Origin of the sequence: Micromonospora sp. CV4 (genome assembly GCF_003667455.1) — a bacterium.
Taxonomy (GTDB): domain Bacteria; phylum Actinomycetota; class Actinomycetes; order Mycobacteriales; family Micromonosporaceae; genus Micromonospora.
In genome coordinates this window covers 1-21862 of sequence record NZ_RCVI01000265.1, presented here as the reverse complement: position 1 = coordinate 21862, position 21862 = coordinate 1, and the positions used below count along the sequence as shown (strand labels likewise).

Sequence of the window (21862 nt, the reverse complement as noted above, 5' to 3'; positions counted from 1 at the left end):
CCGGGGACGGTCGCCCCAGCCCCACCACCGCAACCCGCCACATCACGGCGGCCCCAAAGCCAGACCGCCGTACCCCCTGGAACGCGCGGGGTACGGCGGTCCGGTGTGGCGGGCTGATCAGGAACCGGGGGTGTTGCCGGCGCCCTTCGCGGTGGCCGCGAGGTAGTCGCGGTTGAGCCGGCCGATGGTGTTCAGGGGGATGCCCTTCGGGCAGGCCGGGGTGCACTCGCCGGCGTTGGTGCAGCCGCCGAAGCCGGCCTCGTCGTGCGCGTCGACCATGCCGATCACCCGGGTGTACCGCTCCGGCTGGCCCTGCGGCAGCAGCGAGAGCTGGGTGAGCTTGGCGGCGGTGAAGAGCATGCCGGAGCCGTTCGGGCAGGCCGCGACGCAGGCGCCGCAGCCGATGCAGGCCGCCGACTCGAAGGCGGCGTCCGCGTTGGCCTTGGCCACCGGGGTGGAGTGCGCCTCGGGGGCGCTGCCGGTCGGCGCGGTGATGTAGCCACCGGCCGCGATGATCTTGTCGAAGGCGCCCCGGTTGACCACCAGGTCCTTGATCACCGGGAAGGCGCTGGCCCGCCACGGCTCGATGTCGATCGTCTCGCCGTCGGTGAACTGCCGCATGTGCAGCTGGCACGCGGTGGTGCCGCGCTGCGGCCCGTGCGCGTCGCCGTTGATCATCAAGCCGCACATGCCGCAGATGCCCTCGCGGCAGTCATGGTCGAACGCCACCGGGTCCTCGCCGGCGAGGATCAGCCGCTCGTTGAGCACGTCGAGCATTTCGAGGAACGACATGTCCGGGGACACGTCGTCGACCTTGTAGGTCACCATCCGACCCTTGTCCTCAGGGCCCTTCTGGCGCCAGATGCGCAGGGTCAGGTTCACTTGTAGCTCCGCTGCGTGGGGTGGACGTATTCGAACTTCAGGTCTTCCTTGTGCAGCACCGACGGCTCACCGGTGGCGGTGAACTCCCAGGCCGCCACGTACGCGAACCGGTCGTCGTCGCGCTGCGCCTCACCGTCCGGGGTCTGGTGCTCGGCCCGGAAGTGGCCGCCGCAGGACTCCTCGCGGTGCAGGGCGTCGATGCACATCAGCTCGGCCAGCTCGAAGAAGTCGGCCACCCGGCCGGCCTTCTCCAGCGACTGGTTGAGCTCCTCGCCCGTGCCGGACACCCGGACCCGCTGCCAGAACGCGTCGCGCAGGTCGCGGATCTCGCCGATCGCCTTGCGCAGCCCGGCCTCGCTGCGCTCCATGCCGCAGTGCTCCCACATGATCTGGCCCAGCTCCCGGTGGAACGAGTCCACCGTCCGGTCGCCGTTGACCGCCAGCAGCCGCTGGATCCGGTCCTCGACGTCGGCGCGCGCCTCGACCGCCGCCGGGTGGCTGGCGTCGACCTTCTCCAGCGGCCCCGAGGCCAGGTAGTTGGCGATCGTGGTCGGCAGCACGAAGTAGCCGTCGGCCAGGCCCTGCATCAGCGCCGAGGCGCCGAGCCGGTTCGCGCCGTGGTCGGAGAAGTTCGCCTCGCCGATCACGAACAGGCCGGGGATGCTCGACTGGAGGTCGTAGTCGACCCAGAGACCACCCATCGTGTAGTGCACGGCGGGGTAGATCCGCATCGGCACCTCGTACGGGTCCTCGCCGGTGATCCGCTCGTACATCTCGAAGAGGTTGCCGTACTTGGCCTCGATGGCCTTGCGGCCCAGCCGGCCGATCGCGTCGGCGAAGTCGAGGTAGACGCCGAGCTTGGTCGGCCCCACGCCCCGGCCCTCGTCGCAGACGTTCTTCGCGGCGCGGGAGGCGATGTCGCGGGGGACCAGGTTGCCGAAGGAGGGGTAGATCCGCTCCAGGTAGTAGTCCCGCCCGTCCTCCGGGATGTCCCGGGGGTTGCGGTCGTCGCCCTTGGTCTTCGGCACCCAGACGCGGCCGTCGTTGCGCAGCGACTCGCTCATCAGGGTCAGCTTCGACTGGTGGTCGCCGGAGACTGGGATGCAGGTGGGGTGGATCTGCGTGTAGCAGGGGTTGGCGAAGTACGCGCCCTTGCGGTGCGCCCGCCAGGTGGCGGTGACGTTGCAGCCCTTGGCGTTGGTGGAAAGGTAGAAGACGTTGCCGTAGCCGCCCGAGGCGAGCACGACGGCGTCGGCCATCTCGGTGCTGATCTCTCCGGTGACCAGGTCCCGGACCACGATGCCGCGGGCCTTGCCGTCGACGATGACCAGCTCCAGCATCTCGTGCCGGGCGTTCATCTCCACGTTGCCGAGGCCGATCTGCCGCTCCAGGGCCTGGTACGCGCCGAGCAGCAGCTGCTGGCCCGTCTGTCCCCGGGCGTAGAAGGTGCGCTGCACCTGGGCGCCGCCGAAGGATCGGGTGTCGAGCAGCCCGCCGTACTCGCGGGCGAACGGCACGCCCTGGGCGACGCACTGGTCGATGATGTTGACCGAGACCTCGGCCAGCCGGTGCACGTTCGACTCCCGGGAGCGGAAGTCGCCGCCCTTGACGGTGTCGTAGAACAGCCGGTGCACCGAGTCGCCGTCGTTGCGGTAGTTCTTCGCGGCGTTGATGCCGCCCTGCGCCGCGATCGAGTGCGCCCGGCGCGGGCTGTCCTGGTAGCAGTAGGACTTGACGTGGTAGCCCTGCTCGGCCAGGGTGGCCGCGGCCGAGCCGCCGGCCAGGCCGGTGCCGACCACGATCACCGTCATCTTGCGGCGGTTGGCGGGGTTGACCAGCTTGGCCTCGAAGCGCCGGGTGTCCCAGCGCTTCTCGATCGGGCCGGCGGGAGCCTTGGTGTCGGCGATCGGGTCGCCCTCGGTGAAGAGTTCCATGTCAGGACACCAATCCGGTGAGAACGGCGAACGGGACCACCAGGTATCCGGCGCAGAGCAGCACGGCGAAGACCAGCGCGGCGGTGCGCGCCCGGCGCTCGCCCCGCGGCGTCTGCTGGCCGAGGCTGCGGAACGCGCTGAAGGCGCCGTGCCGCAGGTGGAAGCCCACCGCGACGATGGCGAGGGTGTAGAAGAGCGTCACGTACCAGCGCTCCGGCGCGAAGTCGGCGACGACGTTGCCGTACGGCTTGCTCTCGTTGCCGACCGGGTTCAGCGTGCCGGTGGTCAGGTCCAGGAGGTGGTAGATCACGAAGAGCAGGATGATCACGCCGCCCCAGCGCATGGTGCGGGCCGCGTAGCTGCCGTTGACCTTCTTGCGGTGGGCGTACTTCACCGGGCGGGCGGCGCGGGCCCGCCGGGCCAGCACGGTCGCGGCCACGATGTGGGCGACGACGGCCACCACCAGCACGGAGCGCAGGATCCAGAGGAACCACACGCCGGGCAGCAGCGGCTTGCCGATGTCGCGCAGCCAGTGCGCGTAGTGGTCGAACGAGGTCTCCCCCGTGAACACCTTCAGGTTTCCGATCATGTGCGCGATCAGGAACAGCGCCAGCAAGATGCCCGTCACCGCCATGACGGCCTTGAGGCCGACGTTGGAGCGGATGGGCGACCGAGTTTTCGTCATTACCACGCATCCGACGCTAGGAGCACATGGATCAGTCGTCCAATGCATCAAACTCGCAGTGTTGATAGCCGTAGGCTATGTAGATGCAGCTCCATCAGCTTCGGTACTTCGTTGCGGTGGCCGAAGTACGACATTTCACCCAAGCCGCCGACCTCGTCGGCATCACTCAGCCTTCTCTCAGTAAGCAAATTCACGCCCTGGAGACCGACCTCGGAGCGCCCCTGTTCGAACGGGTACGGGGCAACATCGCCCTCACCGCGGCCGGTGAGGTGCTGCTGCCGTTGGCCACCCGGATCCTCGCCGACGTGGACACCGCGACCCGGGAGGTACAGGAACTGGTCGGGCTGCGTCGCGGTCGGGTCCGGCTCGGCGCCACCCCGAGCCTCGCCACCTCGCTCGCCCCGCCCGTGCTGCGCCGGTTCCGCGACGCGCACCCCACCGTCGACCTCAAGGTCGAGGAGGGCGGATCCCAGGACCTGGTGCGCGACCTGCTCCGCGGCGACCTCGACCTGGCTCTGATCATCATGCCGGCCCAGGGCGCGGACCCCGGCCTGCGCGTCGACCCGATCCTGCGCGAGAGCCTGGTGGTGGCCTCGGTGGCGGAGGTGCCGACCGCCTCGCTGACCGGGGAACTGCACATCACCGACCTGCGCGACCAGCCGATGGTGATGTTCCGGGAGGGCTACGACCTGCGCGACGCGACCATCCAGGCGTGCCGGGAGGCCGGCTTCGAGCCGACCTTCGCGGTGGACGGCGGCGAGATGGACGCCGTCCTCAGCTTCGTCGAGGCCGGGCTCGGCATCGCGCTGGTGCCCGGCATCGTGCTGGCGCGCCGGCCGGGGGTGCGGATCACCCCACTGGCGCCACCCGGGGTCCGCCGGACCATCGCGGTGGCCCGCCGGCGGGACGTCGTGCCGACCCACGCCGGCCGGGAGCTGCGCCGGATCCTGCTGGACTACGTGCAGTCCGCGATCGACCGCGACGACCTACCTCCGGGCGTGGACCCCCGCTGATCGCCGTCAGCGGCCTTCGGCGTCGTCCATCGCCCGGTAGATCCGCTGCTCGGAGACGGGGTACGGGGTGCCCAACGCCTGGGCGAACACGTTCACCCGCAACTCCTCGATCATCCAGCGGATCTGCCGTACTGCGGTCTCCTGCCGGCGCGCCGGCGGCAGCGCGGCGAGCAGGTCGTCGTACTCCTTCTGCACTGCCGCGATCCGGTCCTGCTGCTGGCGGTCCCGCTGTGGGTTGCCCCCCAGCCGGTCCAGCCGGCGTTCGATGGCGGTGAGGTAGCGCAGCAGGTCGGGCAGGCGTGCGTACCCGGTCTCGGTGATGAAGCCGGCGTGCACCAGACCGGCGAGCTGGTTGCGGATGTCGGCGAGCGCGGCGACGACGGCGAGGTTGCGGGTGGCGCCGAGCCGTTGCTCGACGGCGTACGCGGCGGCGAGGACCTTGCGTACCCGGTCCATCACCTCGACCACGGTGTCGACGAGGTCGGCGCGGACCTTCTCGCGCAGCGCCGCGAACCCGTCGGCGTCCCAGGCGGGCCCGCCGGCCTCGCCGATCAGCCGGTCGATGGCGGCGCCCGCCGCGTCCTCGATCAGTTCCTGCACGCTGCCGTGCGGGTTGCGGCTCAGCGCGAGTTTCGCCTCGTTGCTCAGCCGGCCCTGGAGGAACCGCGCGGGGGACGGCACGGTGAGCCGCAGCAGCCGGCGGGTGCCGGCCCAGTGCGCGGCCTCGGCCTCGGCGGGGGAGTCGAACACCCGCACCCCGACCGTGGCGCCCTCGTCGACCAGCGCCGGGTACGCGGTCACCGCGTAGCCGGCGCGGACCTGCTCGATGGTGCGAGGAAGATCGCCGATGCTCCACTCGCGCAGCCCGGTGCGGGCCACCTCCGGCGCGGCGGCCGCCACGACCTGGCGTACCTCCTGGCGGAGCTGGCGTTGCAGGGCCGGCAGGTCCTTGCCCTCGGCGACGGGCTTCTCGTCGGCGTCGAGCACCCGGAAGGTGACCCGCAGGTGGGCGGGGAGTTTCCCCGGCTCCCAGGCGTCGCGCGGAACGGTGACGCCGGTCATCCGGCGCAGCTGCCGGGTGAGCGCGTCCAGCAGCGGCTCCTCGCCCGGGGTGATGGCCGCGAGGGCGGCGCGGGCGTAGTCCGGCACCGGGACGAAGTTGCGGCGGATCGCCTTGGGCAGCGTACGGATCAGCGCGATCACCGTCTCCTCGCGCAGTCCGGGCACCTGCCAGTCGAAGCTCTCCGCCGGCACCTGGTTGAGCAGCGGCAGCGGGATGTCGACGGTGACGCCGTCGGTCGGCGTGCCCGGCTCGAAGCGGTACGTCAGCGGCAGGGTCACCCCCTGGGTCTGCCACTCGTCCGGGTAGTCGTCCTCGTCCACCCCCGGCCGTCCATCGTTGATCAGCAGGTCGCGGGTGAAGGTGAGCAGGTCCGGCTGCTCCCGGCGGGTCTTCTTCCACCAGCTGTCGAAGTGCCGCCCGGAGGACACGTCGGCCGGGATCCGCTGGTCGTAGAAGCCGAAGATGGTCTCGTCGTCGACCAGGATGTCGCGTCGGCGGGCCCGGCTCTCCAACTCCTCGATCTCGGCGAGCAGCCGCTTGTTGTCCGCCCAGAACTGGTGGTGGGTCTGCCAGTCGCCCTCCACGAGGGCGTGCCGGATGAACAGCTCCCGGCTCAGCGTCGGGTCGATCCTTCCGAAGTTGACCTTGCGGGAGGTCACCAGCGGGATGCCGTACAGGGTGACCTTCTCGTAGGCCATCACCGCGGCCTGCTTCTTCTCCCAGTGCGGCTCGCTGTAGCTGCGCTTGACCAGGTGCTGCGCCAGCGGTTCGACCCACTCCGGCTCGACCCGGCCGGCGATCCGGCCCCAGAGCCGGGAGGTCTCCACCAGCTCGGCGGCCATCACCCAGCGCGGCGGCTTCTTGAACAGCGCCGAGCCGGGGAAGAGCGCGAACTTCGCGCCCCGCGCGCCCAGGTACTCGTGCTTCTGGGCGTCCTTGAGCCCGATGTGCGACAGCAGGCCGGGCAGCAGCGACTGGTGCACCTTCGGGGTGTCGATCTCCTCCGGCAGGTCCGCGCCGCCACGGCGACTCGCACCCCGGCCGGCGTCCGCGTCGTCGGAGGTGTCGCGCGCCGGTCGCCCGCCGCGCCGGTCGCCGTCGGGCGGGGTACGCAGCACCTGACGCAGTTGCCCCACGATGTCCTGCCACTCGCGCACCCGCAGGTAGTTCAGGTACTCCGCCTTGCACATCCGGCGGAACGCGCTGGACGACAGCTCCCGCTGCTGCTCGCGCAGGTAGCGCCACAGATTGAGGTAGGCGACGAAGTCCGACTCCTTGTCGGCGAACCGGGCGTGTGCCTGGTCGGCCTGCGCCTGCTTCTCCGCCGGCCGCTCGCGCGGGTCCTGGATGGAGAGCGCGGCGGCGATCACCAGGATCTCGGTGGCGCAGCCGTTGCGTTCGCCCTCGACCACCATCCGGGCCAGCCGCGGGTCGACGGGCAACTGGGCCAGGCGCCGGCCCAGCGTGGTGAGCCGCTTCGCCGGGTCGGCCTCGGTCGGGTCCAACGCGCCCAGCTCGTGCAGCAGGTTGACGCCGTCGGTGATGTTGCGCTTGTCCGGTGGGTCGATGAACGGGAACGCGGCGAGGTCGCCGAGCCCGATCGCCGTCATCTGGAGGATGACCGACGCCAGGTTGGTGCGCAGGATCTCCGGGTCGGTGAACTCGGGCCGGGACAGGAAGTCCTGCTCGTCGTAGAGGCGGATGCAGATGCCGTCCGACGTGCGGCCGCAGCGACCCTTGCGCTGATTGGCCGACGCCTGGGAGATCGGCTCGATCGGCAGCCGCTGCACCTTGAGTCGGCTGGAGTAGCGGGAGATGCGGGCGGTGCCCGGGTCCACCACGTACTTGATGCCGGGCACGGTCAGCGACGTCTCCGCGACGTTGGTGGCGAGCACCACCCGGCGCGAGCTGTGCGCCGCGAAGACCCGGTGCTGCTCGGCGGAGGAGAGCCGGGCGTACAGCGGCAGGATCTCGGTGCCGAGCAGCGAGCGTTTCTTCTGCACCAGCTTGCCCAGCGCGTCGGCGGTGTCCCGGATCTCCCGTTCCCCGCTGAGGAAGACCAGGATGTCGCCGGGGCCCTCGGCGGCCAGCTCCTCGACGGCGTCGCCGATCGCCTGGATCTGGTCGCGGACGGTCTCCTCGTCCCCGTCGCCGTCCTCCTCGCCCTCGGCGACCTCGACCAGCGGCCGGTAGCGCACCTCCACCGGGTAGGTGCGGCCCGAGACCTCGACCACCGGCGCCGGCACGCCCTGCGGCTCGTCGGCGGTGGGCGGCCCGGCGAAGTGCCGGGCGAAGCGGTCGGTCTCGATGGTCGCCGAGGTGATGATCACCTTGAGGTCGGGTCGCCGGGGCAGCAGCTCCCGCAGGTACCCGAGGATGAAGTCGATGTTGAGGCTGCGCTCGTGCGCCTCGTCGATGATCAACGTGTCGTACTGGCGCAGCATCCGGTCGGTCTGCAACTCGGCGAGCAGGATGCCGTCGGTCATCAGCTTGACCAGGCTGCGCTCGCTCACCTGGTCGGTGAAACGCACCTTGTAGCCGACCACGTCACCCAGCTCGGTGCCCAGCTCGTCGGCGATCCGATCGGCCACCGTCCGGGCGGCCAGCCGCCGGGGCTGCGTGTGCCCGATCAGCCCGTGCACCCCCCGCCCCAGCTCCAGACAGATCTTCGGGATCTGGGTGGTCTTGCCGGAGCCGGTCTCGCCGGCCACGATCACCACCTGGTGGTCGCGGATGGCGGCGGCGATGTCGTCCTTGCGCTCGCTGACCGGCAACCCGGCGGGGTAGGTGATCACGGGTACGGCCGCCCGCCGGGCGGCGACCCGCTGCTCGGCCCGGACCAGGTCGGTGGTGATCTCGGCCAGCGCCGCGTCCCGGCGCTGCGGGTCGCGCAGCTTGCGGGCGCCGTCCAGTCGTCGCTGGAGCCGGCGTTGGTCGCGGAACATCAGGGGAGTGAGGCGGCGGTGCAGCTCGCGGACGGGATCGGTCGCGGCGGAGGCGGCTGGATTCTGCATGTCGTGCCCAAGGATAGGCAGCCCGGCCGCGTACCGCCCCTGGGTTACCGCGCCGCCGCTCTCCGGGTGCCGCGCGGCGTCTAGAGTTGGCGGCCGACGTCGAGCGCTGGGGGGCCGGGATGGAGCTGCGGGACACCGACCGCGCGCTGGTACAGGCCGCCACAGCGGTCGCGAAGCTGCGCTGCCGCAGCGCGAACCACACCGTCGCGGCCGCCGCTCGGACCGCCGACGGGCGGGTCTTCACCGGGGTGAACGTCTACCACTTCACCGGCGGCCCGTGCGCCGAGATCGTCGCGGTCGGCGCCGCCGCGACCCAGGGCGTGACCGAGCTGGAGACCATCGTCGCGGTGGGGGACCGGGGACGTGGCGTCATTCCGCCGTGTGGACGGTGCCGTCAGGTGCTGCGGGACTACTTCCCCGCTCTGCGGGTGATCGTCGGTCCGGCGGACGCCCTGCGGGTGGTCGAGGTCTCCGACCTGCTGCCGGAGACGTACGTCCGGGCCGACCAGCAGGTCGACGCGGCGACGACCGGCGGCGGGGTGCCCGTGGCCCGGACCGGCGCCACCGGCTGAGCCCGTCGGCGCCGGATCAGTCGCCGGCCGCCGACTCCAGCATCGACCGGGGCATCGGCACGCTCTCGAACCGTACGTTGCCCTCCGGCACCAGCCAGCTCATCACCTGTACGGCCAGCCGCCCGGCCCGCACCGCCGGATCGTTGTGATACAGCTCGCGGGCCTCGTCCGGGGCGATGGAGAGCACCACGAAGCCCCGCAGCCGGTCGTCGTCGGCGTGCAGGAACGGACCGGCCGCGAGCACCAGTCCCTGCTCCACGAGCCCCGCCTGGTGGGCCAGGTGCGCGTCCTGCAACCGGTCGATCGCGTCCTGCGGCAGCTCCGGGGCGTCCTCGGGCCGGACCAGAAGCACGACCGTGTGCTGGTCGAATCGCATCCTCCCACCCTAGGCGCGCCGCCCCCTCGGCGCGGGCGTCCGCCCTGGTCATCCGCCCCGGGATCGACGAGCGCGAGTTAGGCGACCCTCAGCACGTCGGCTAAGGTAAGGCGAACCTAAGCGCGAACGTGCAGGAGACTCGTGACCACCCTCGCCACCCGGCCGGCTCCGGCCCGCAACCGGTCCGGCACGCGCACCGGCCGCCGGGTGGCCGTCACCGTCGCCGCCGCGCTGGTGCTGCTGCTCACCGTGCTGGCCAGCTTCGCGCTCGGCAGCCGGCAACTCGGCGTCGACCAGGTCTGGCACGCCCTCGTCGCGCCGGACGGCGGCGACGCCACCACCATCGTCCGCGAGCTGCGGGTGCCGCGCACCGCGCTCGGCCTCGCCGTCGGGCTCGCGCTCGCCGTGGCCGGCGTGCTGTTCCAGGCACTCACCCGAAATCCCCTCGCCGAGCCGCGCATCCTCGGCATCAGCGCCGGCGCGTCGTTCGGCGTGGTGCTGGCCATCTCCGTCTTCGGTGTCGGCACGCTCGCCGGGTACGTCTGGTTCGGCATCGCCGGCGCGCTGCTCGCCGGGCTGCTGGTCTTCGCCATCGCCAGCCGGGCCCGCGAGGGCGCCAGCCCGGTCACCCTCGCGCTGGTCGGCGCGGCGCTCGACGCCAGCCTCGCCTCCGGGGTGTACGCGCTGCTCAGCATCGACGCCCGCACCTTCGAGGAGTACCGGTTCTGGGTGGTCGGCGGGCTGGCCGGGCGGGACCTGTCGGTCACCGCTCAGGTGGTGCCCTTCGTCCTCGCCGGGCTGCTGCTGGCCGCCCTGGTGGCCCGGGGTCTGGACGCGTTGGCCCTCGGCGACGACGTGGCTCGCGGCCTCGGCAACCGGGTCGGCCTGGTCCGGCTCGGCGGCGGCCTCGCCGCGGTGCTGCTGACCGGGGCCGCGGTGGCGGCGGCCGGGCCGGTCGCCTTCGTCGGACTGGCCGTGCCGCACCTGGCACGCGCCCTGGTCGGCGCCGACCACCGCTGGACCCTCGCCGTCTCCGCCCTGCTCGGGCCGGCTCTGCTGCTCGGCGCCGACGTCGTCGGCCGGCTCGTCGCCCCGCCCGGCGAGATACCGGCCGGGATCGTCACCGCCCTGATCGGCGCCCCGCTGCTGGCCGTGCTGGTCCGCCGCGCCCGGGTGGTGACCGCGTGACCACCGTCGACGGCCGCCCCGACTCCGCCACCATCCCAGCCGACGGGTCGCCGGGTGCCGCGCGGCTGCCCGGACGGTCGCTGCTGCGGATCGGCCCGGTCAGTCTGCAGGTCCGCCGTCGCGCGGTGCTGGTGGCCGTCGTGCTGACCGTGCTGCTCCTGCTGGCCGTGGTGCTCAGTCTCTCCCTGGGCACCCCGTACGTCGCCCCGGCGGACGTGCTGCGCGCGCTCTCCGGGGCGGGCACCCCGTACGACCTGGTCGTCTTTGATCTTCGGTTGCCCCGGATCGTGCTGGCCGCGGTGGCCGGCGCGGCCTTCGGCGTGGCCGGCACGCTGATCCAGAGCGTCGCGCGCAACCCCCTGGCCAGCCCGGACGTCATCGGCATCACCCAGGGCGCCGGGCTCGCCGCGACGGTGGCACTGACCAGCGGGGCCGCGGCGGTGCTGGTGGCCCCCACCGCGCTGGTGGGCGGGCTGCTCGCGGCGGTGCTGCTGTTCGCCCTCGGTGCTCGGCACGGCCTGGCCGCCCAGCGGTTCGTGCTCGCCGGCGTGGCGGTCGCCTTCGCCTTCCGGGCGTTGACCGAGGTGGTCATGCTCACCGCCGACCCGATCGACGGGCTACGCGCCCAGATCTGGCTGATCGGCACCCTGGCCGGCAAGGGCTGGACCGAGGCCGCCTGGATCGCCGGCACCCTGCTGGTGCTGCTGCCGGTGCTGGCCTGGGCCGGTTGGGCGCTCAACAGCACCGCGCTGGACGACGACACCGCACGCGGGGTCGGGCTGCGCCCGGTGGCCCGCCGCATCGGCCTCGCCGGCACCGGAGTGCTCGTCGCCGCGATGGTCACCGCCCAGGTCGGCGCCGTCGACTTCGTGGCCCTGGTCGCGCCCCAGGTGGCCCGGCGACTGGTACGCGCCGAACGGCCACCGCTGGTCTGCGCGGCGCTGCTCGGCGCGCTGCTGCTGGTGCTGGCCGACCTGGCCGGTCGACGCCTGTTCGCACCCACCCAACTGCCGGCCGGCGTGCTGACCGCCGCGATCGGCGGGCCGTACCTGATCTTCCTGCTGCTGCGCGGACGGCGGCGGTCCTCGTGACGCCTCAAGGAGTCGTGTGATGCTCTCCACCCGCGACCTGGTCGCCGGCTACGACGAGCGGACGGTGCTCGACGGCCTCGACCTGGACCTGCCGACCGACGCGTTCACCGTGATCGTCGGGCCGAACGCGTGCGGCAAGTCCACCCTGCTGCGCACCATGGCCCGGCTCCTCACCCCCCGCCGCGGCACGGTGCTGCTGGACGGCAGCGCGATCCGCGACCTGCCGACCCGGGAGGTGGCCCGCCGGCTCGGCGTGCTGCCGCAGAGCCCGCTGGTGCCCGAGGGCGTCACCGTGGCCGACCTGGTGGGTCGCGGCCGGCAGCCGTACCAGCGGTGGTGGCGGCAGTGGTCACCGGAGGACGGCGCGGCGGTGGACCGGGCGATGACCCTGGCCGACGTGGCCGGCCTGGCCGACCGGCCGGTCGACAGCCTCTCCGGCGGTCAGCGGCAACGGGTGTGGATCGCCATGACCCTCGCGCAGGACACCGACGCCCTGCTGCTGGACGAGCCGACCACCTTCCTTGACCTGGCCCACCAGGTGGAGGTGCTGGACCTGCTGCACCGGCTGCGCGTCGAGCGTGGCCGCACCGTGGTCGCCGTGCTGCACGACCTGAACCAGGCCGCCCGCTACGCCGACCACCTGGTCGCCATGCGCGCCGGCACCGTGGTGGCCGCGGGGCCGCCCCGGGAGATCCTCACCGCGGACCTGGTCCGTGACGTCTTCGGGCTGGCCTGCGTGGTCGTGCCCTGCCCGGTGACCGGAGCGCCCCTGGTGGTGCCCGCGCACACCGGCGGCGCCACCGCCCGCCCGGTCACCCCCTCGACCCAACCCGCCGACGACGGGACCATCCCGCTCGCCGGCTCGTACCCTTCGAAAGGACTCTGATGCGTCGTCTCGTCGCCGCCCTCGCCGCGGCCGTCGCCCTCGGCGTCGGCCTCACCGCCTGCGGTGAGAGCGACCCGGTCGCCGGCTCCACCACCGGGGAGACCCGGGAGATCACCCACGCCATGGGCACCACCAAGGTCCCGGCGGAGCCCAAGCGCGTCGTCGTGCTCGACACCGACAAGATCGACACAGCGCTCTCGCTCGGCGTCACGCCGGTCGGCGCCGCCACCGCCGGTGAGGCCAAGAGCTGGCCGACCTACTTCGGCGCGGACAAGCTCGCCAGCATCAAGGAGGTCGGGGTGCTCACCGAGCCCGACCTGGAGGCGATCAACGCCCTGAAGCCGGACCTCATCCTCGGCAGCAAGTTCCGCCAGGAGAAGTTCTACGACGAGCTGGCCGCCATCGCGCCGACGGTGTTCACCGACAAGGTGGGCATCACCTGGAAGGAGAACTTCCTCCTCGATGGCAAGGCGCTCGGCCAGGAGCAGCAGGCCAAGGATCTGCTCGCCGCGTACGAGAAGCGGGCCAAGGACTTCGGCACGACGCTCGGCGACGCCGCCGCCCGCAAGGTGTCGATCGTGCGGTTCCTCCCCGGCAACATCCGCGTGTACGGGCCGGACTCGTTCTCCGGCATCGTCATCGGCGACACCGGCCTGGGCCGCCCCGAGCGGCAGCTGCTCGCCAACAAGGAGGACAAGCGCTTCGACCTGGTCAGCCCCGAGCGGATCAACGAGGTCGACGGTGACGTCATCTTCGTGACCGCCTACGGCGACAAGGCCGCCGCCGAGCAGACCAAGATGACCGCCGGCACCCTCTGGAAGGGCCTCGGCGCGGTCAAGGCCGGCAAGGCCTACCCGGTCGCCGACGAGGTCTGGATGACCGGCATCGGCGTCGGCGCCGCCAACAAGATCCTCGACGACCTGGCAAAGTACCTCCCCGCCGCCTGACCCGCCCCGCGCCCCGCGCGGCGCGACGCCCAAGATCCGCGCAACTTCGCTGATGCTGTTGCCTTCGATCGTTCGAAGGCAGCAAGAACAGTGAAGTTGCGCGGATCTTGTGTTGGAGGCGGGTGGGTGGGTTTGTCAGGCGGCGGTGGACCAGATGGCGCGGAAGGCGGCGGCTTCGCCGGCCAGCCAGCGTTCGATCTGGTCGGGCTTGGCGTCGGTGGGCATGTGGTGGGCCTGGCCGCGCCGGACGTCGACCAGGACCGGCTCGGCGTGCGGCAGGACGGCGTCCATGTGCCGTGCCATCAGGTGCAGGGTGGCGAGCACCGACTCGGCACTCGGCGGGGTCTCGTCGAAGTGCAGCCGGATCGCCTCGGCCCGGCCGTCGGCGTGCCGTACCCCGAAATGAGGGTTGATCTTGACGGGTAGGTCGCCCAGCATGGCCAGGGCGTCGCGGGTCTGGGCCAGGTCGACGGCGGACGGCTCGCCCAGGGAGTGCAGCCAGGCCGTGGCGCCGGGCACCAGCGCCTGGTAGAGCGGGCGCCAGCGTGGCTTGACCACGTCGACCACGCCGGTGAGGTGGGTGCCGCCGGTGTGGAAGGCGATGTCGGCCTTGAGGGCCTTGACGAACTGGCTGTGCGGGTTGAAGCCGGAGCGGCTGGCCCGCTGCTTGCGCAGGCCGCCCACGAAGGTCGCCTTGGTGGGCCCGTTGCGGTCGACGTAGCGGGTGAAGCCGAGCAGCGTGGCGTAGGGGGTGAGGGGCGTGGAGGCGGGCGCGGTCACGGGCGTCCTCCCAGGTCAGGATCTCGATTAGTACATACATTCTAATCGACGGGTCTGACATTGCCCAGCGAAACCGGGGGCGTGAAGTGTCCCGTCCGCCGACAGATGGCCAGTCCGATCGAAGTGGCCAGCGGCGTGGCCGCGTCCGCTTGAAGGTGGCCAGCGGCAGCGTCCCGGGATGCTGCGCGCGATGCTCAAGTAAGAGCCGACTTCAAGATCGGCACCGGCGGAAGCTGGCTCGCTGGCATGGGCGTTGTCCGAGCTGATCATTTCGATCGGAACGCTCCCGCCATTTCGCCGCGGATGCTCCAACCCAGGGCGGAGTAGAGCCCCCGCCCGTCGGCGGTGGCGGATAGCAGCCCGTCGTCAGGCCCTCGTCGAGCGCTCGATTGCCGAGCATGGTCATCACGGCGCGACCCATGCCTCGTCGCTGATCGGCTGCACGGGTCCGGACTCTGTCGATAACGCCGTATCGTCCGCTCGCGGCCAATCGTGCTCGCGAGACGATGTCACCGTTGCTGTCGCAGATCGTCCCGAGTAGCGCGGCACCGTCGTTGACTATCCGAGCGGTGCAGGATGGCGGCGTCTCGGCAACGCCGTGAGTGAAGGCGACGGTCATCAGGTGATGCACGTCGTACATCGTCCAGCCGATCTTCAGCGCTTCTCTTAAGGAGTCGGCAGCCCCAACGATCTTGATTTCCGTGCCAGTGGTGGTCAGCTCGCGTCCCAAGTCGGCCGCTCGCTGCCAGTCGTACGGTTCGAGGATGTACCGGGCTGTGTTGCGGGTCTGGTCGATATCGATCTTCAGGCCACCGCTGATCGCGACGGGCGGCGTTGTGCCACGGGACACAGACCAGCCGTGGGCCCACGCTTTGGTCAACTCCGCCAGGTCGAGCATTTGATCATCATCAGGCGCATTGGAGCGTGCCAGCAACGGCGGGCGGCACGGCCGCGGCCGCGGCCGCGGCCGTTTGAGGATGGTCAGCGGTAGCGTGCCGGGATGCTGCGCGCGGTGCCAAGCTCTGGTGGTCCGCCTGAGCGTGAGACGATCAAGACCATGTCGAAGCTGGACAATCAGCGGCACTTCTGGGACACCGCCGGCGCCGCGAAGACCTTCACCCATCCGATCGACTTCGCATGGTTGTCGCGGCTGGCCTCCACGGCCCGCATCATCGACTACGGCTGCGGCTACGGGCGGATCACGGGGCTGGCGCAGCAGCAGGGCTTCGCCAGCGTCGAAGGCGTCGACACGTCCGCCCGGCTCATCGACAGAGCCCGTCAAAGTCATCCCACAGTCAGCTTCCGAGTGCTACTCAACCCGCCTACGCTGCCCTACTCGGACGCCAGCGTCGACGCGGTGCTTCTCTTCGCCGTTCTCACGTGCATTCCGACAGACACCGGGCAGCAGCAGCTCGTCGCCGAGCTCACTCGGGTGCTCCGCCCAGGCGGGCTGCTCTATGTCAGCGACCTGCTCCTGCAAACCGACCAGCGCAACCAGGCTCGATACCAACAGCATGCCGAAACCTACGGAACCTACGGCGTCTTCGAGACCGACGACGGCGCGATCTGCCGACACCACACTGCCGACTGGCTGCAGAACCTGCTGCTTGACGGGTTCAACATCGACACCACCCGGCAGGTCACGGTCGAGACGATGAACGCCAACTCGGCGAATGCGCTGCAGATCCTCGCAGTGAAGCGGTGACCTCGTGGGCGGAGCAGAATGCCACTGACGAACCCCTGGCTCTCGGAGCCAATGCCGGCCAACCGGCTGCCGCGACAACGGCTTGATGAGCGCGTCCTCAACCTGCTGTCCTCGCAGAACATGTGCGTGCTGGCCACCACCGGACCCGAAGGCCCGTTGGCAACACCGGTCCGCTACTACTCGCTCGACTTCGCGGTCATGTTCACCGCCGCGCCCCGGTCACCGAAGATGCGCAACATCGCCGCAGATCCACGGGTCTCCGTGGGCATCTTCTCCCCGTTGGTCGGGCTGGCGAGCAGCCGAGGAGCTCAACTGTTCGGCGAAGCCCGGGTGCTGCCTCCCGACCATCCCGAACGGGACCACTACTGGGACGCATTCCGGTGGGAGAACGAGCACGCCGAACGAGGCCGCCCACTCGCCGAACCGCCAAGCGACACACTCGTCGTGATCGAGCCGAACCGGATCGTCTATACCGAGCACTGGCTGCGGCGCGAAGGGTTCGCGGCACGGCAGTTCTGGAAGCGGCCTCCGCCGGGCAAGCCCGACGAGGGAAAGGCCAACTAGATCCGGACGGACGGGCCGAAGTCGTTGGCGCCCTTTTGTCTCGGTCCTACCCGACGCCACGGCCGATGGCCACCTATCTGCGGACCGGACCGGAAGGAGCCGCCTTGGGCGCCCGGATGCGGCTGCCGGCGGTCAGTCGGCCCGGGACGGTTCCGGGGCCGTGAAGGCGGCAGTCAGGCGGCTGATGCCGAACTCGAAGGCCTCGTCGAGGTCGCCGCCGAGGTTGAAGGCGCCCGCGAACTCCATGCTGACGAAGCCGTTGGCCCAGGCGGTGAACATGCGGGCGGCTTCCAGGGCGTGCTCGGGCCCGGCGAGGTCTGCGGCGACGCGCAGGGCGGGGGCGCTGGCCCGGGTGAGGGCGTCGAGGCTGGGTCGGGTCTCCTCGCGGCCGTTGGCGAAGATCAGCTGATAGCCGGCCGGGTGTGCGTGGGCGAACGCGCGGAAGGCGCGGGCCAGCTCGCCGAGGTCCCTGCCGGGGTCGCTGCTGCTGGCGACGGCGCTGAGTTGCTCGCCCAGGTCGTGGACGGTGGCCTCGGCGACGAGCCGGATCAGGGCGTCGCGGTTGCGGACCCGCTTGTAGAGCGACGGGGCGCGCACACCGACCCGCTCGGCGACCGCCTGCATGGTCAGGCGCGGGAGTCCGTCCGACTCCAGGATGGCGCGGGCGGCCTCGACGATGTCGGCGAGGGACGTCCGGTCGGGGGTCGGCATGCGGGCTCCTTTTGGGGAAGGGCGACGGTCGTCACCATGATAGCTATAGCTTTTAGCCATCATGGCTATGTACCGTAGCCATCAGAACGCGACGCCACTTCGGGAGGCACTCATGAAGCTCGGGCCACACCTGCACCGCATCGGCAACGACATCGTCGCCGTCTACCTGATCGAGACTGAGGAGGGTGTGACCGTCGTCGACGCCGGGCTCTCCGGCCACTGGTCGGAACTGGTGGCCGAGCTGTCCGGCATGGGCCGCTCGCTCGCCGACATCCGCGGCCTCATCCTCACCCACGGCGACACCGACCACATCGGGTTCGCCGAGCGGCTCCGACGCGACCACGGCGTGCCGGTCTTCGTGCACAGCGCGGACGCCGCCCGCGCCCGCGGCGAGGTCAAGCCCGAGGCGTCCTTCGGGAAGTTCAAGGTGGGTGCGACGGCGCGCTTCCTCTGGTACGCGAGCCGCAAGGGCGGACTGCGTACGACCCACCTCACCGAGGTGACCACCGTGGAGGACGGTCAGGTGCTCGATCTGCCCGGCGCTCCGCGCGTGATCGGGATGCCCGGCCACTCGCCGGGCAGCATCGCCGTGCACGTGCCGGTCGCCGACGCGGTGTTCGTCGGGGACGCGCTCACCACGCGGAACGTGCTGACCGGCCGACAGGGTCCGCAGCCGGCGCCGTTCACCGACGATCCGGCGCTGGCGCTCGCCTCCCTCGCCCGCATCGAGGACCTGCGGGCGACGTGGATCCTCCCCGGCCACGGCGCCCCGTGGAACGGAGACGTCCACGAGGCGGTACGCCGGATCAAGGCGGTGGCGGAGGCCCGATGAGTGGAGTTCCGGCTCGGTGTCGAGTCAGAGCTGGCCGACGTCGGTGACCCGGATGACGGCGGCGCCGACCTCGTCCGACGCGATCAGGTCGACCTCGGCGCTGATACCCCAGTCGTGGTCGCCGTCCGGATCGTCGAAGATCTGCCGGACGGTCCACCGGTCCCGGCCCTGCTCGATCATGAGCAGCGCCGGTCCACGCGCGTCCGGCCCGACGCCGATCGAGTCGTACGCCTCGAAGTACGGCCGCAGCGCGTCGGCCCACGCGTCGTAGTCCCAGCCGTCCTCGGCGTCCAACTCGGCGAGCAGGTCCCAGCGGCGCAGCGCGGCCAGCTCGACGCGGCGGAACAGCGCGTTGCGCACCAGCACCCGGAACGCGCGCGCGTTGCGGGTCACCGCCGGCGGCCGGTCGGTCAGGGCGGCGTGCGCCTGGGCCACCTCGGCCACGTCCGACGGGTTGCGCAGCCGCTCCCACTCGTCGATGAGGCTGGAGTCGACCTGGCGGACCAGCTCGCCCAGCCACTCGATGAGGTCGATCAGCTCCTCGGTCTTGGCGTCCTCCGGCACCGTCTGCCGCAGCGTCTTGTACGCGTCGGCCAGGTAGCGCAGGACGAGACCTTCCGAACGGGTCAGCCCGTAGAACTGCACGTACTCGGTGAAGGTCATGGCGCGCTCGTACATGTCGCGGACCACGGCCTTGGGGGAGAGCTGGTGGTCGGCGACCCAGGGGTGCCCCTGCCGGTACATCTCGTACGCGGCCTCGAGCAGCTCCGCGAGGGGCTTCGGGTGGGTCACCTCGTCGAGCAGTTCGAGGCGGGCCTCGTACTCGATGCCCTCGGCCTTCATCGCGGCGACCGCCTCGCCGCGCGCCTTGAACTGCTGCGCGGAGAGGATCTGCCGGGGGTCGTCGAGGATCGACTCGATCACGCTCAGCACGTCGAGGGCGTACGACGGGGACTCGGCGTCGAGCAGCTCGATGGTGGCCAGGGCCAGGGGGGAGAGCGGCTGGTTGAGCGCGAAGTCGAGCTGGAGGTCGACGGTGAGCCGGATCCGGCGGCCCGTCTCGTCCGGCTCGGGCAGTTCCTCGACCACCCCGCCGGCCCGCAACGCGCGGTAGATGGCGATCGCCCGGCGGATGTGCCGGCGCCGCGCGGCGGCGTCCTCATGGTTGTCGGTGAGCAGGTGACGCATCGCGGTGAACGCGTCGCCGGGTCGGCCGATGACGTTCAGCAGCATCGAGTGGCTGACCTGGAAGCTGGAGGTCAGCGGCTCCGGCTCGGCGTCGACCAGCCGGTCGAAGGTGGGTTGGCCCCAGCCGATCGAGCCCTCCGGCGGCTTCTTGCGGACCACCTTGCGCCGCTTCTTCGGGTCGTCGCCGGCCTTGGCGAGGGCCTTCTCGTTGTCGATCACATGCTCGGGGGCCTGTACGACCACCCGACCGATGGTGTCGAAGCCGGCCCGGCCGGCCCGCCCGGCGATCTGGTGGAACTCGCGGTTCTTGAGCAGCCGGGTACGGACCCCGTCGTACTTCGACAGGCCGGTGAACAGCACGGTGCGGATCGGCACGTTGATGCCGACGCCGAGGGTGTCGGTGCCGCAGATGACCTTGAGCAGGCCGGCCTGGGCGAGGGTCTCGACCAGCCGGCGGTACTTGGGCAGCATGCCCGCGTGGTGGACGCCGATGCCGTGCCGGACCAACCGGGACAGCGTCTTGCCGAAGCCGGAGGTGAAGCGGAAGCCGCCGATCGCCTGGGCGATCATGTCCTTCTCGGCGCGGGTGCAGACGTTGACGCTCATCAGCGCCTGGGCCCGCTCCAGCGCGGCGGCCTGGGTGAAGTGCACCACGTACACCGGGGCCTGCTTGGTCTCCAGCAGCTCCTCGAGCGTCTCGTGCAGCGGCGTCATGGCGTACGAGAAGATCAGCGGGACGGGCCGCTCGGCCGAGCGGACGACGGCGGTCGGCCGCCCGGTACGCCGGGTCAGGTCGTCGACGAACCGGGTGGTGTCCCCCAGGGTGGCGGACATCAGGATGAACTGGGCCTGCGGCAACTCGATGATCGGCACCTGCCACGCCCAGCCCCGGTCGGGCTCGGCGTAGAAGTGGAACTCGTCCATGATCACCTGGCCGACGTCGGCCCGGTCGCCCTCGCGCAGCGCCAGGTTGGCCAGGATCTCCGCCGTGCAGCAGATGATCGGGGCGTCGGCGTTGACGCTGGCGTCGCCGGTCAGCATGCCGACGTTCTCGGCCCCGAACACCTCGCAGAGGGCGAAGAACTTCTCCGACACCAGCGCCTTGATCGGCGCGGTGTAGAAGGTCGTCCGGCTGTCCGCCAGTGCCGCGAAGTGCGCGGCGACCGCCACCAGGCTCTTGCCCGAGCCGGTGGGCGTGTTCATGATCAGGTTGGCGCCGGAGACGATCTCGATGACCGCCTCCTCCTGATGGGGATAGAGGTCGAGGCCGCGCTCCTTCGCCCAGCCGGCGAACGCGTCGAAGAGGGTGTCGGGGTCGGCGCTGGTCGGCAGCGCGGCGGTGAGCGTCATATCCCGTCCATGGTGCCTGGATCATGCCCCTGCGCGCCAACCCGCCGCCCGCCGGGACCCCGTCCGGGCGCCGCGGACGCCCGGATCACCGTCGGCGGTAGATCAGGTCGGCCACCGGCCGACCGGCCGTGAGCGCCCGTCGCTCGAACTTCGTCACCGGGCGGTGCGCCGGACGCGGCGCGATCCCGCCGTACGTGTCCACCAGCCCCGGGTCCGCGTCCAGGGTCTGCCGCATCGCCTCGGCGTACTCGGCCCAGTCGGTCGCGCAGTGCAGCGTGCCGCCCGGGGCCAGGCGGGAGCGCAGCAGCGCCACGTGCGCCGGCTGGATGATCCGCCGCTTGTGGTGGCGGGCCTTCGGCCACGGGTCCGGGAAGAAGACGTGCACGGCGTCCAGGACGCCGTCGGGCAGGCCACGGACCAGGTCCAACGCATCGCCCTGAGCCACCCGAACGTTGCTCAGGCCGCCCCGGTCCACCAGGTCGAGCAGGTTCGCGATTCCCGGCGTGTGCACCTCCACCGCCAGATAATCTCGGTCCGGGTCGGCGGCGGCCATCGCGGCGGTGCTGTCGCCCATGCCGGAGCCGATCTCCAGCACCACCGGCGCCCGGCGGCCGAACAGCTCGGCCAGGTCGACGGGCTCGTCCGAGACGTCCAGGCCGTACGCGGGCCAGAGTCGATCCAGCGCATCGGTCTGCCGACCGCTCATCCGGCCCCGACGGGGGTGGAAGGTGCGGATCGGCCGGCTCGTGGGCGGGGCGGCGGGGTCATGGTCAGTGGCGGTCACAGCGACCCGAGCGTACGCGACCCGGTCGGCGGATCGGATGTGATGTGCGACCGGGAATGAGAGGATCCAACTGGTACGGCAGACCGGGTGGTCCGCTTCCCGGCACGGCCGCACGGCGTCGAGAGGGGGCATCGTGACAGTGACCCGCGGCGGCGTGACCCTGTCGGTGGTGGCCATACTTGCCGGCCCCCTACTGGCCGCCGCCCCCGCACACGCCGCGCCGGTGCCCGTGCCCCTGGCCGCCCGCGTGCTCGCCGCGCCCGCGCCCGGGGCGCCGCAGCCCGGCCCGCCCGGTGG

The 21862-nt window shown here is 71.4% G+C and carries 19 protein-coding genes; 9 read left to right on the top strand and 10 right to left on the bottom strand.

What is annotated here, in order from left to right; translation table 11 throughout:
* Window positions 1-117: 117 nt before the first annotated feature.
* The 3 genes from EAD98_RS16005 to EAD98_RS15995 are packed head-to-tail and all read right to left on the bottom strand — an operon-like array spanning window position 118 to window position 3501.
* Window positions 118-882, bottom strand: a complete 765-nt coding sequence (locus EAD98_RS16005; RefSeq protein WP_121654862.1) for a succinate dehydrogenase/fumarate reductase iron-sulfur subunit — start codon at window positions 880-882, stop codon at window positions 118-120.
* A complete protein-coding gene (locus EAD98_RS16000) occupies window positions 879-2816 on the bottom strand; it encodes a fumarate reductase/succinate dehydrogenase flavoprotein subunit (protein ID WP_121654861.1) in 1938 nt (645 codons plus the stop codon). Before EAD98_RS16000 ends, EAD98_RS16005 begins: the two co-directional genes overlap by 4 nt.
* Before the next feature lies 1 nt (window position 2817).
* Entirely contained in the window at window positions 2818-3501 is a 684-nt protein-coding gene (locus EAD98_RS15995; protein ID WP_121654860.1) for a succinate dehydrogenase cytochrome b subunit, read from the bottom strand.
* Between the two features lie 83 nt (window positions 3502-3584).
* Between EAD98_RS15995 and EAD98_RS15990 the strand changes: the two genes are divergently transcribed.
* Window positions 3585-4514 (top strand): LysR family transcriptional regulator, encoded by a 930-nt coding sequence (locus tag EAD98_RS15990; RefSeq protein ID WP_121654859.1) that lies wholly within the window; start codon window positions 3585-3587, stop codon window positions 4512-4514.
* Window positions 4515-4520: 6 nt separating this feature from the next.
* Here the strand turns inward: EAD98_RS15990 and hrpA are convergent, their stop codons facing one another.
* On the bottom strand, window positions 4521-8591 hold the full coding sequence (gene hrpA / locus EAD98_RS15985) for an ATP-dependent RNA helicase HrpA (protein WP_121654858.1): 4071 nt from the start codon (window positions 8589-8591) through the stop codon (window positions 4521-4523).
* An 86-nt stretch (window positions 8592-8677) separates the two neighbouring features.
* On the opposite strand from hrpA, the gene EAD98_RS15980 reads away from it, so the two are divergent.
* Window positions 8678-9163 (top strand): cytidine deaminase, encoded by a 486-nt coding sequence (locus tag EAD98_RS15980; RefSeq protein ID WP_233583844.1) that lies wholly within the window; start codon window positions 8678-8680, stop codon window positions 9161-9163.
* Between the two features lie 16 nt (window positions 9164-9179).
* Here the strand turns inward: EAD98_RS15980 and EAD98_RS15975 are convergent, their stop codons facing one another.
* A complete protein-coding gene (locus EAD98_RS15975) occupies window positions 9180-9539 on the bottom strand; it encodes a YciI family protein (RefSeq protein WP_121654856.1) in 360 nt (119 codons plus the stop codon).
* A gap of 141 nt (window positions 9540-9680) precedes the next feature.
* On the opposite strand from EAD98_RS15975, the gene EAD98_RS15970 reads away from it, so the two are divergent.
* From EAD98_RS15970 to EAD98_RS15955, 4 genes are read left to right on the top strand one after another with little or no spacing between them, the layout of a single operon-like run.
* Entirely contained in the window at window positions 9681-10727 is a 1047-nt protein-coding gene (locus EAD98_RS15970; protein ID WP_121654855.1) for an iron ABC transporter permease, read from the top strand.
* A complete protein-coding gene (locus EAD98_RS15965; protein ID WP_233583843.1) occupies window positions 10724-11818 on the top strand; it encodes an iron chelate uptake ABC transporter family permease subunit in 1095 nt (364 codons plus the stop codon). The genes EAD98_RS15970 and EAD98_RS15965 overlap by 4 nt, the downstream gene beginning before the upstream one ends.
* Before the next feature lie 19 nt (window positions 11819-11837).
* On the top strand, window positions 11838-12704 hold the full coding sequence (locus EAD98_RS15960; RefSeq protein WP_121654854.1) for an ABC transporter ATP-binding protein: 867 nt from the start codon (window positions 11838-11840) through the stop codon (window positions 12702-12704).
* Entirely contained in the window at window positions 12704-13651 is a 948-nt protein-coding gene (locus tag EAD98_RS15955; protein WP_121654853.1) for an ABC transporter substrate-binding protein, read from the top strand. The genes EAD98_RS15960 and EAD98_RS15955 overlap by 1 nt, the downstream gene beginning before the upstream one ends.
* A gap of 135 nt (window positions 13652-13786) precedes the next feature.
* On the opposite strand, the gene EAD98_RS15950 is transcribed toward EAD98_RS15955, so the two are convergent.
* Both EAD98_RS15950 and EAD98_RS30695 read right to left on the bottom strand, forming a co-directional pair.
* On the bottom strand, window positions 13787-14431 hold the full coding sequence (locus EAD98_RS15950) for a hypothetical protein (protein ID WP_121654852.1): 645 nt from the start codon (window positions 14429-14431) through the stop codon (window positions 13787-13789).
* 211 nt (window positions 14432-14642) lie between these two features.
* Window positions 14643-15329, bottom strand: a complete 687-nt coding sequence (locus tag EAD98_RS30695; protein ID WP_147457402.1) for a hypothetical protein — start codon at window positions 15327-15329, stop codon at window positions 14643-14645.
* 102 nt (window positions 15330-15431) lie between these two features.
* Between EAD98_RS30695 and EAD98_RS15945 the strand changes: the two genes are divergently transcribed.
* Together EAD98_RS15945 and EAD98_RS15940 are read left to right on the top strand one after the other, a co-directional pair.
* Entirely contained in the window at window positions 15432-16136 is a 705-nt protein-coding gene (locus EAD98_RS15945) for a bifunctional 2-polyprenyl-6-hydroxyphenol methylase/3-demethylubiquinol 3-O-methyltransferase UbiG (RefSeq protein ID WP_233583842.1), read from the top strand.
* Window positions 16137-16154: 18 nt separating this feature from the next.
* Entirely contained in the window at window positions 16155-16700 is a 546-nt protein-coding gene (locus EAD98_RS15940; protein WP_121654850.1) for a pyridoxamine 5'-phosphate oxidase family protein, read from the top strand.
* A 132-nt stretch (window positions 16701-16832) separates the two neighbouring features.
* Here EAD98_RS15940 and EAD98_RS15935 read toward each other — a convergent pair whose 3' ends face one another.
* Window positions 16833-17411, bottom strand: coding sequence for a TetR/AcrR family transcriptional regulator (locus tag EAD98_RS15935; RefSeq protein WP_121654849.1), 579 nt, complete (start codon window positions 17409-17411; stop codon window positions 16833-16835).
* Between the two features lie 112 nt (window positions 17412-17523).
* Here EAD98_RS15935 and EAD98_RS15930 point away from each other — a divergent pair, with 112 nt between their 5' ends.
* Window positions 17524-18243, top strand: a complete 720-nt coding sequence (locus EAD98_RS15930) for an MBL fold metallo-hydrolase (RefSeq protein WP_121654848.1) — start codon at window positions 17524-17526, stop codon at window positions 18241-18243.
* Between the two features lie 24 nt (window positions 18244-18267).
* On the opposite strand, the gene EAD98_RS15925 is transcribed toward EAD98_RS15930, so the two are convergent.
* Together EAD98_RS15925 and trmB are read right to left on the bottom strand one after the other, a co-directional pair.
* Entirely contained in the window at window positions 18268-20781 is a 2514-nt protein-coding gene (locus tag EAD98_RS15925; RefSeq protein ID WP_121654847.1) for an RNA helicase, read from the bottom strand.
* An 85-nt stretch (window positions 20782-20866) separates the two neighbouring features.
* Window positions 20867-21565, bottom strand: a complete 699-nt coding sequence (gene trmB, locus EAD98_RS15920) for a tRNA (guanosine(46)-N7)-methyltransferase TrmB (protein WP_121654918.1) — start codon at window positions 21563-21565, stop codon at window positions 20867-20869.
* Between the last annotated feature and the right edge of the window lie 297 nt (window positions 21566-21862).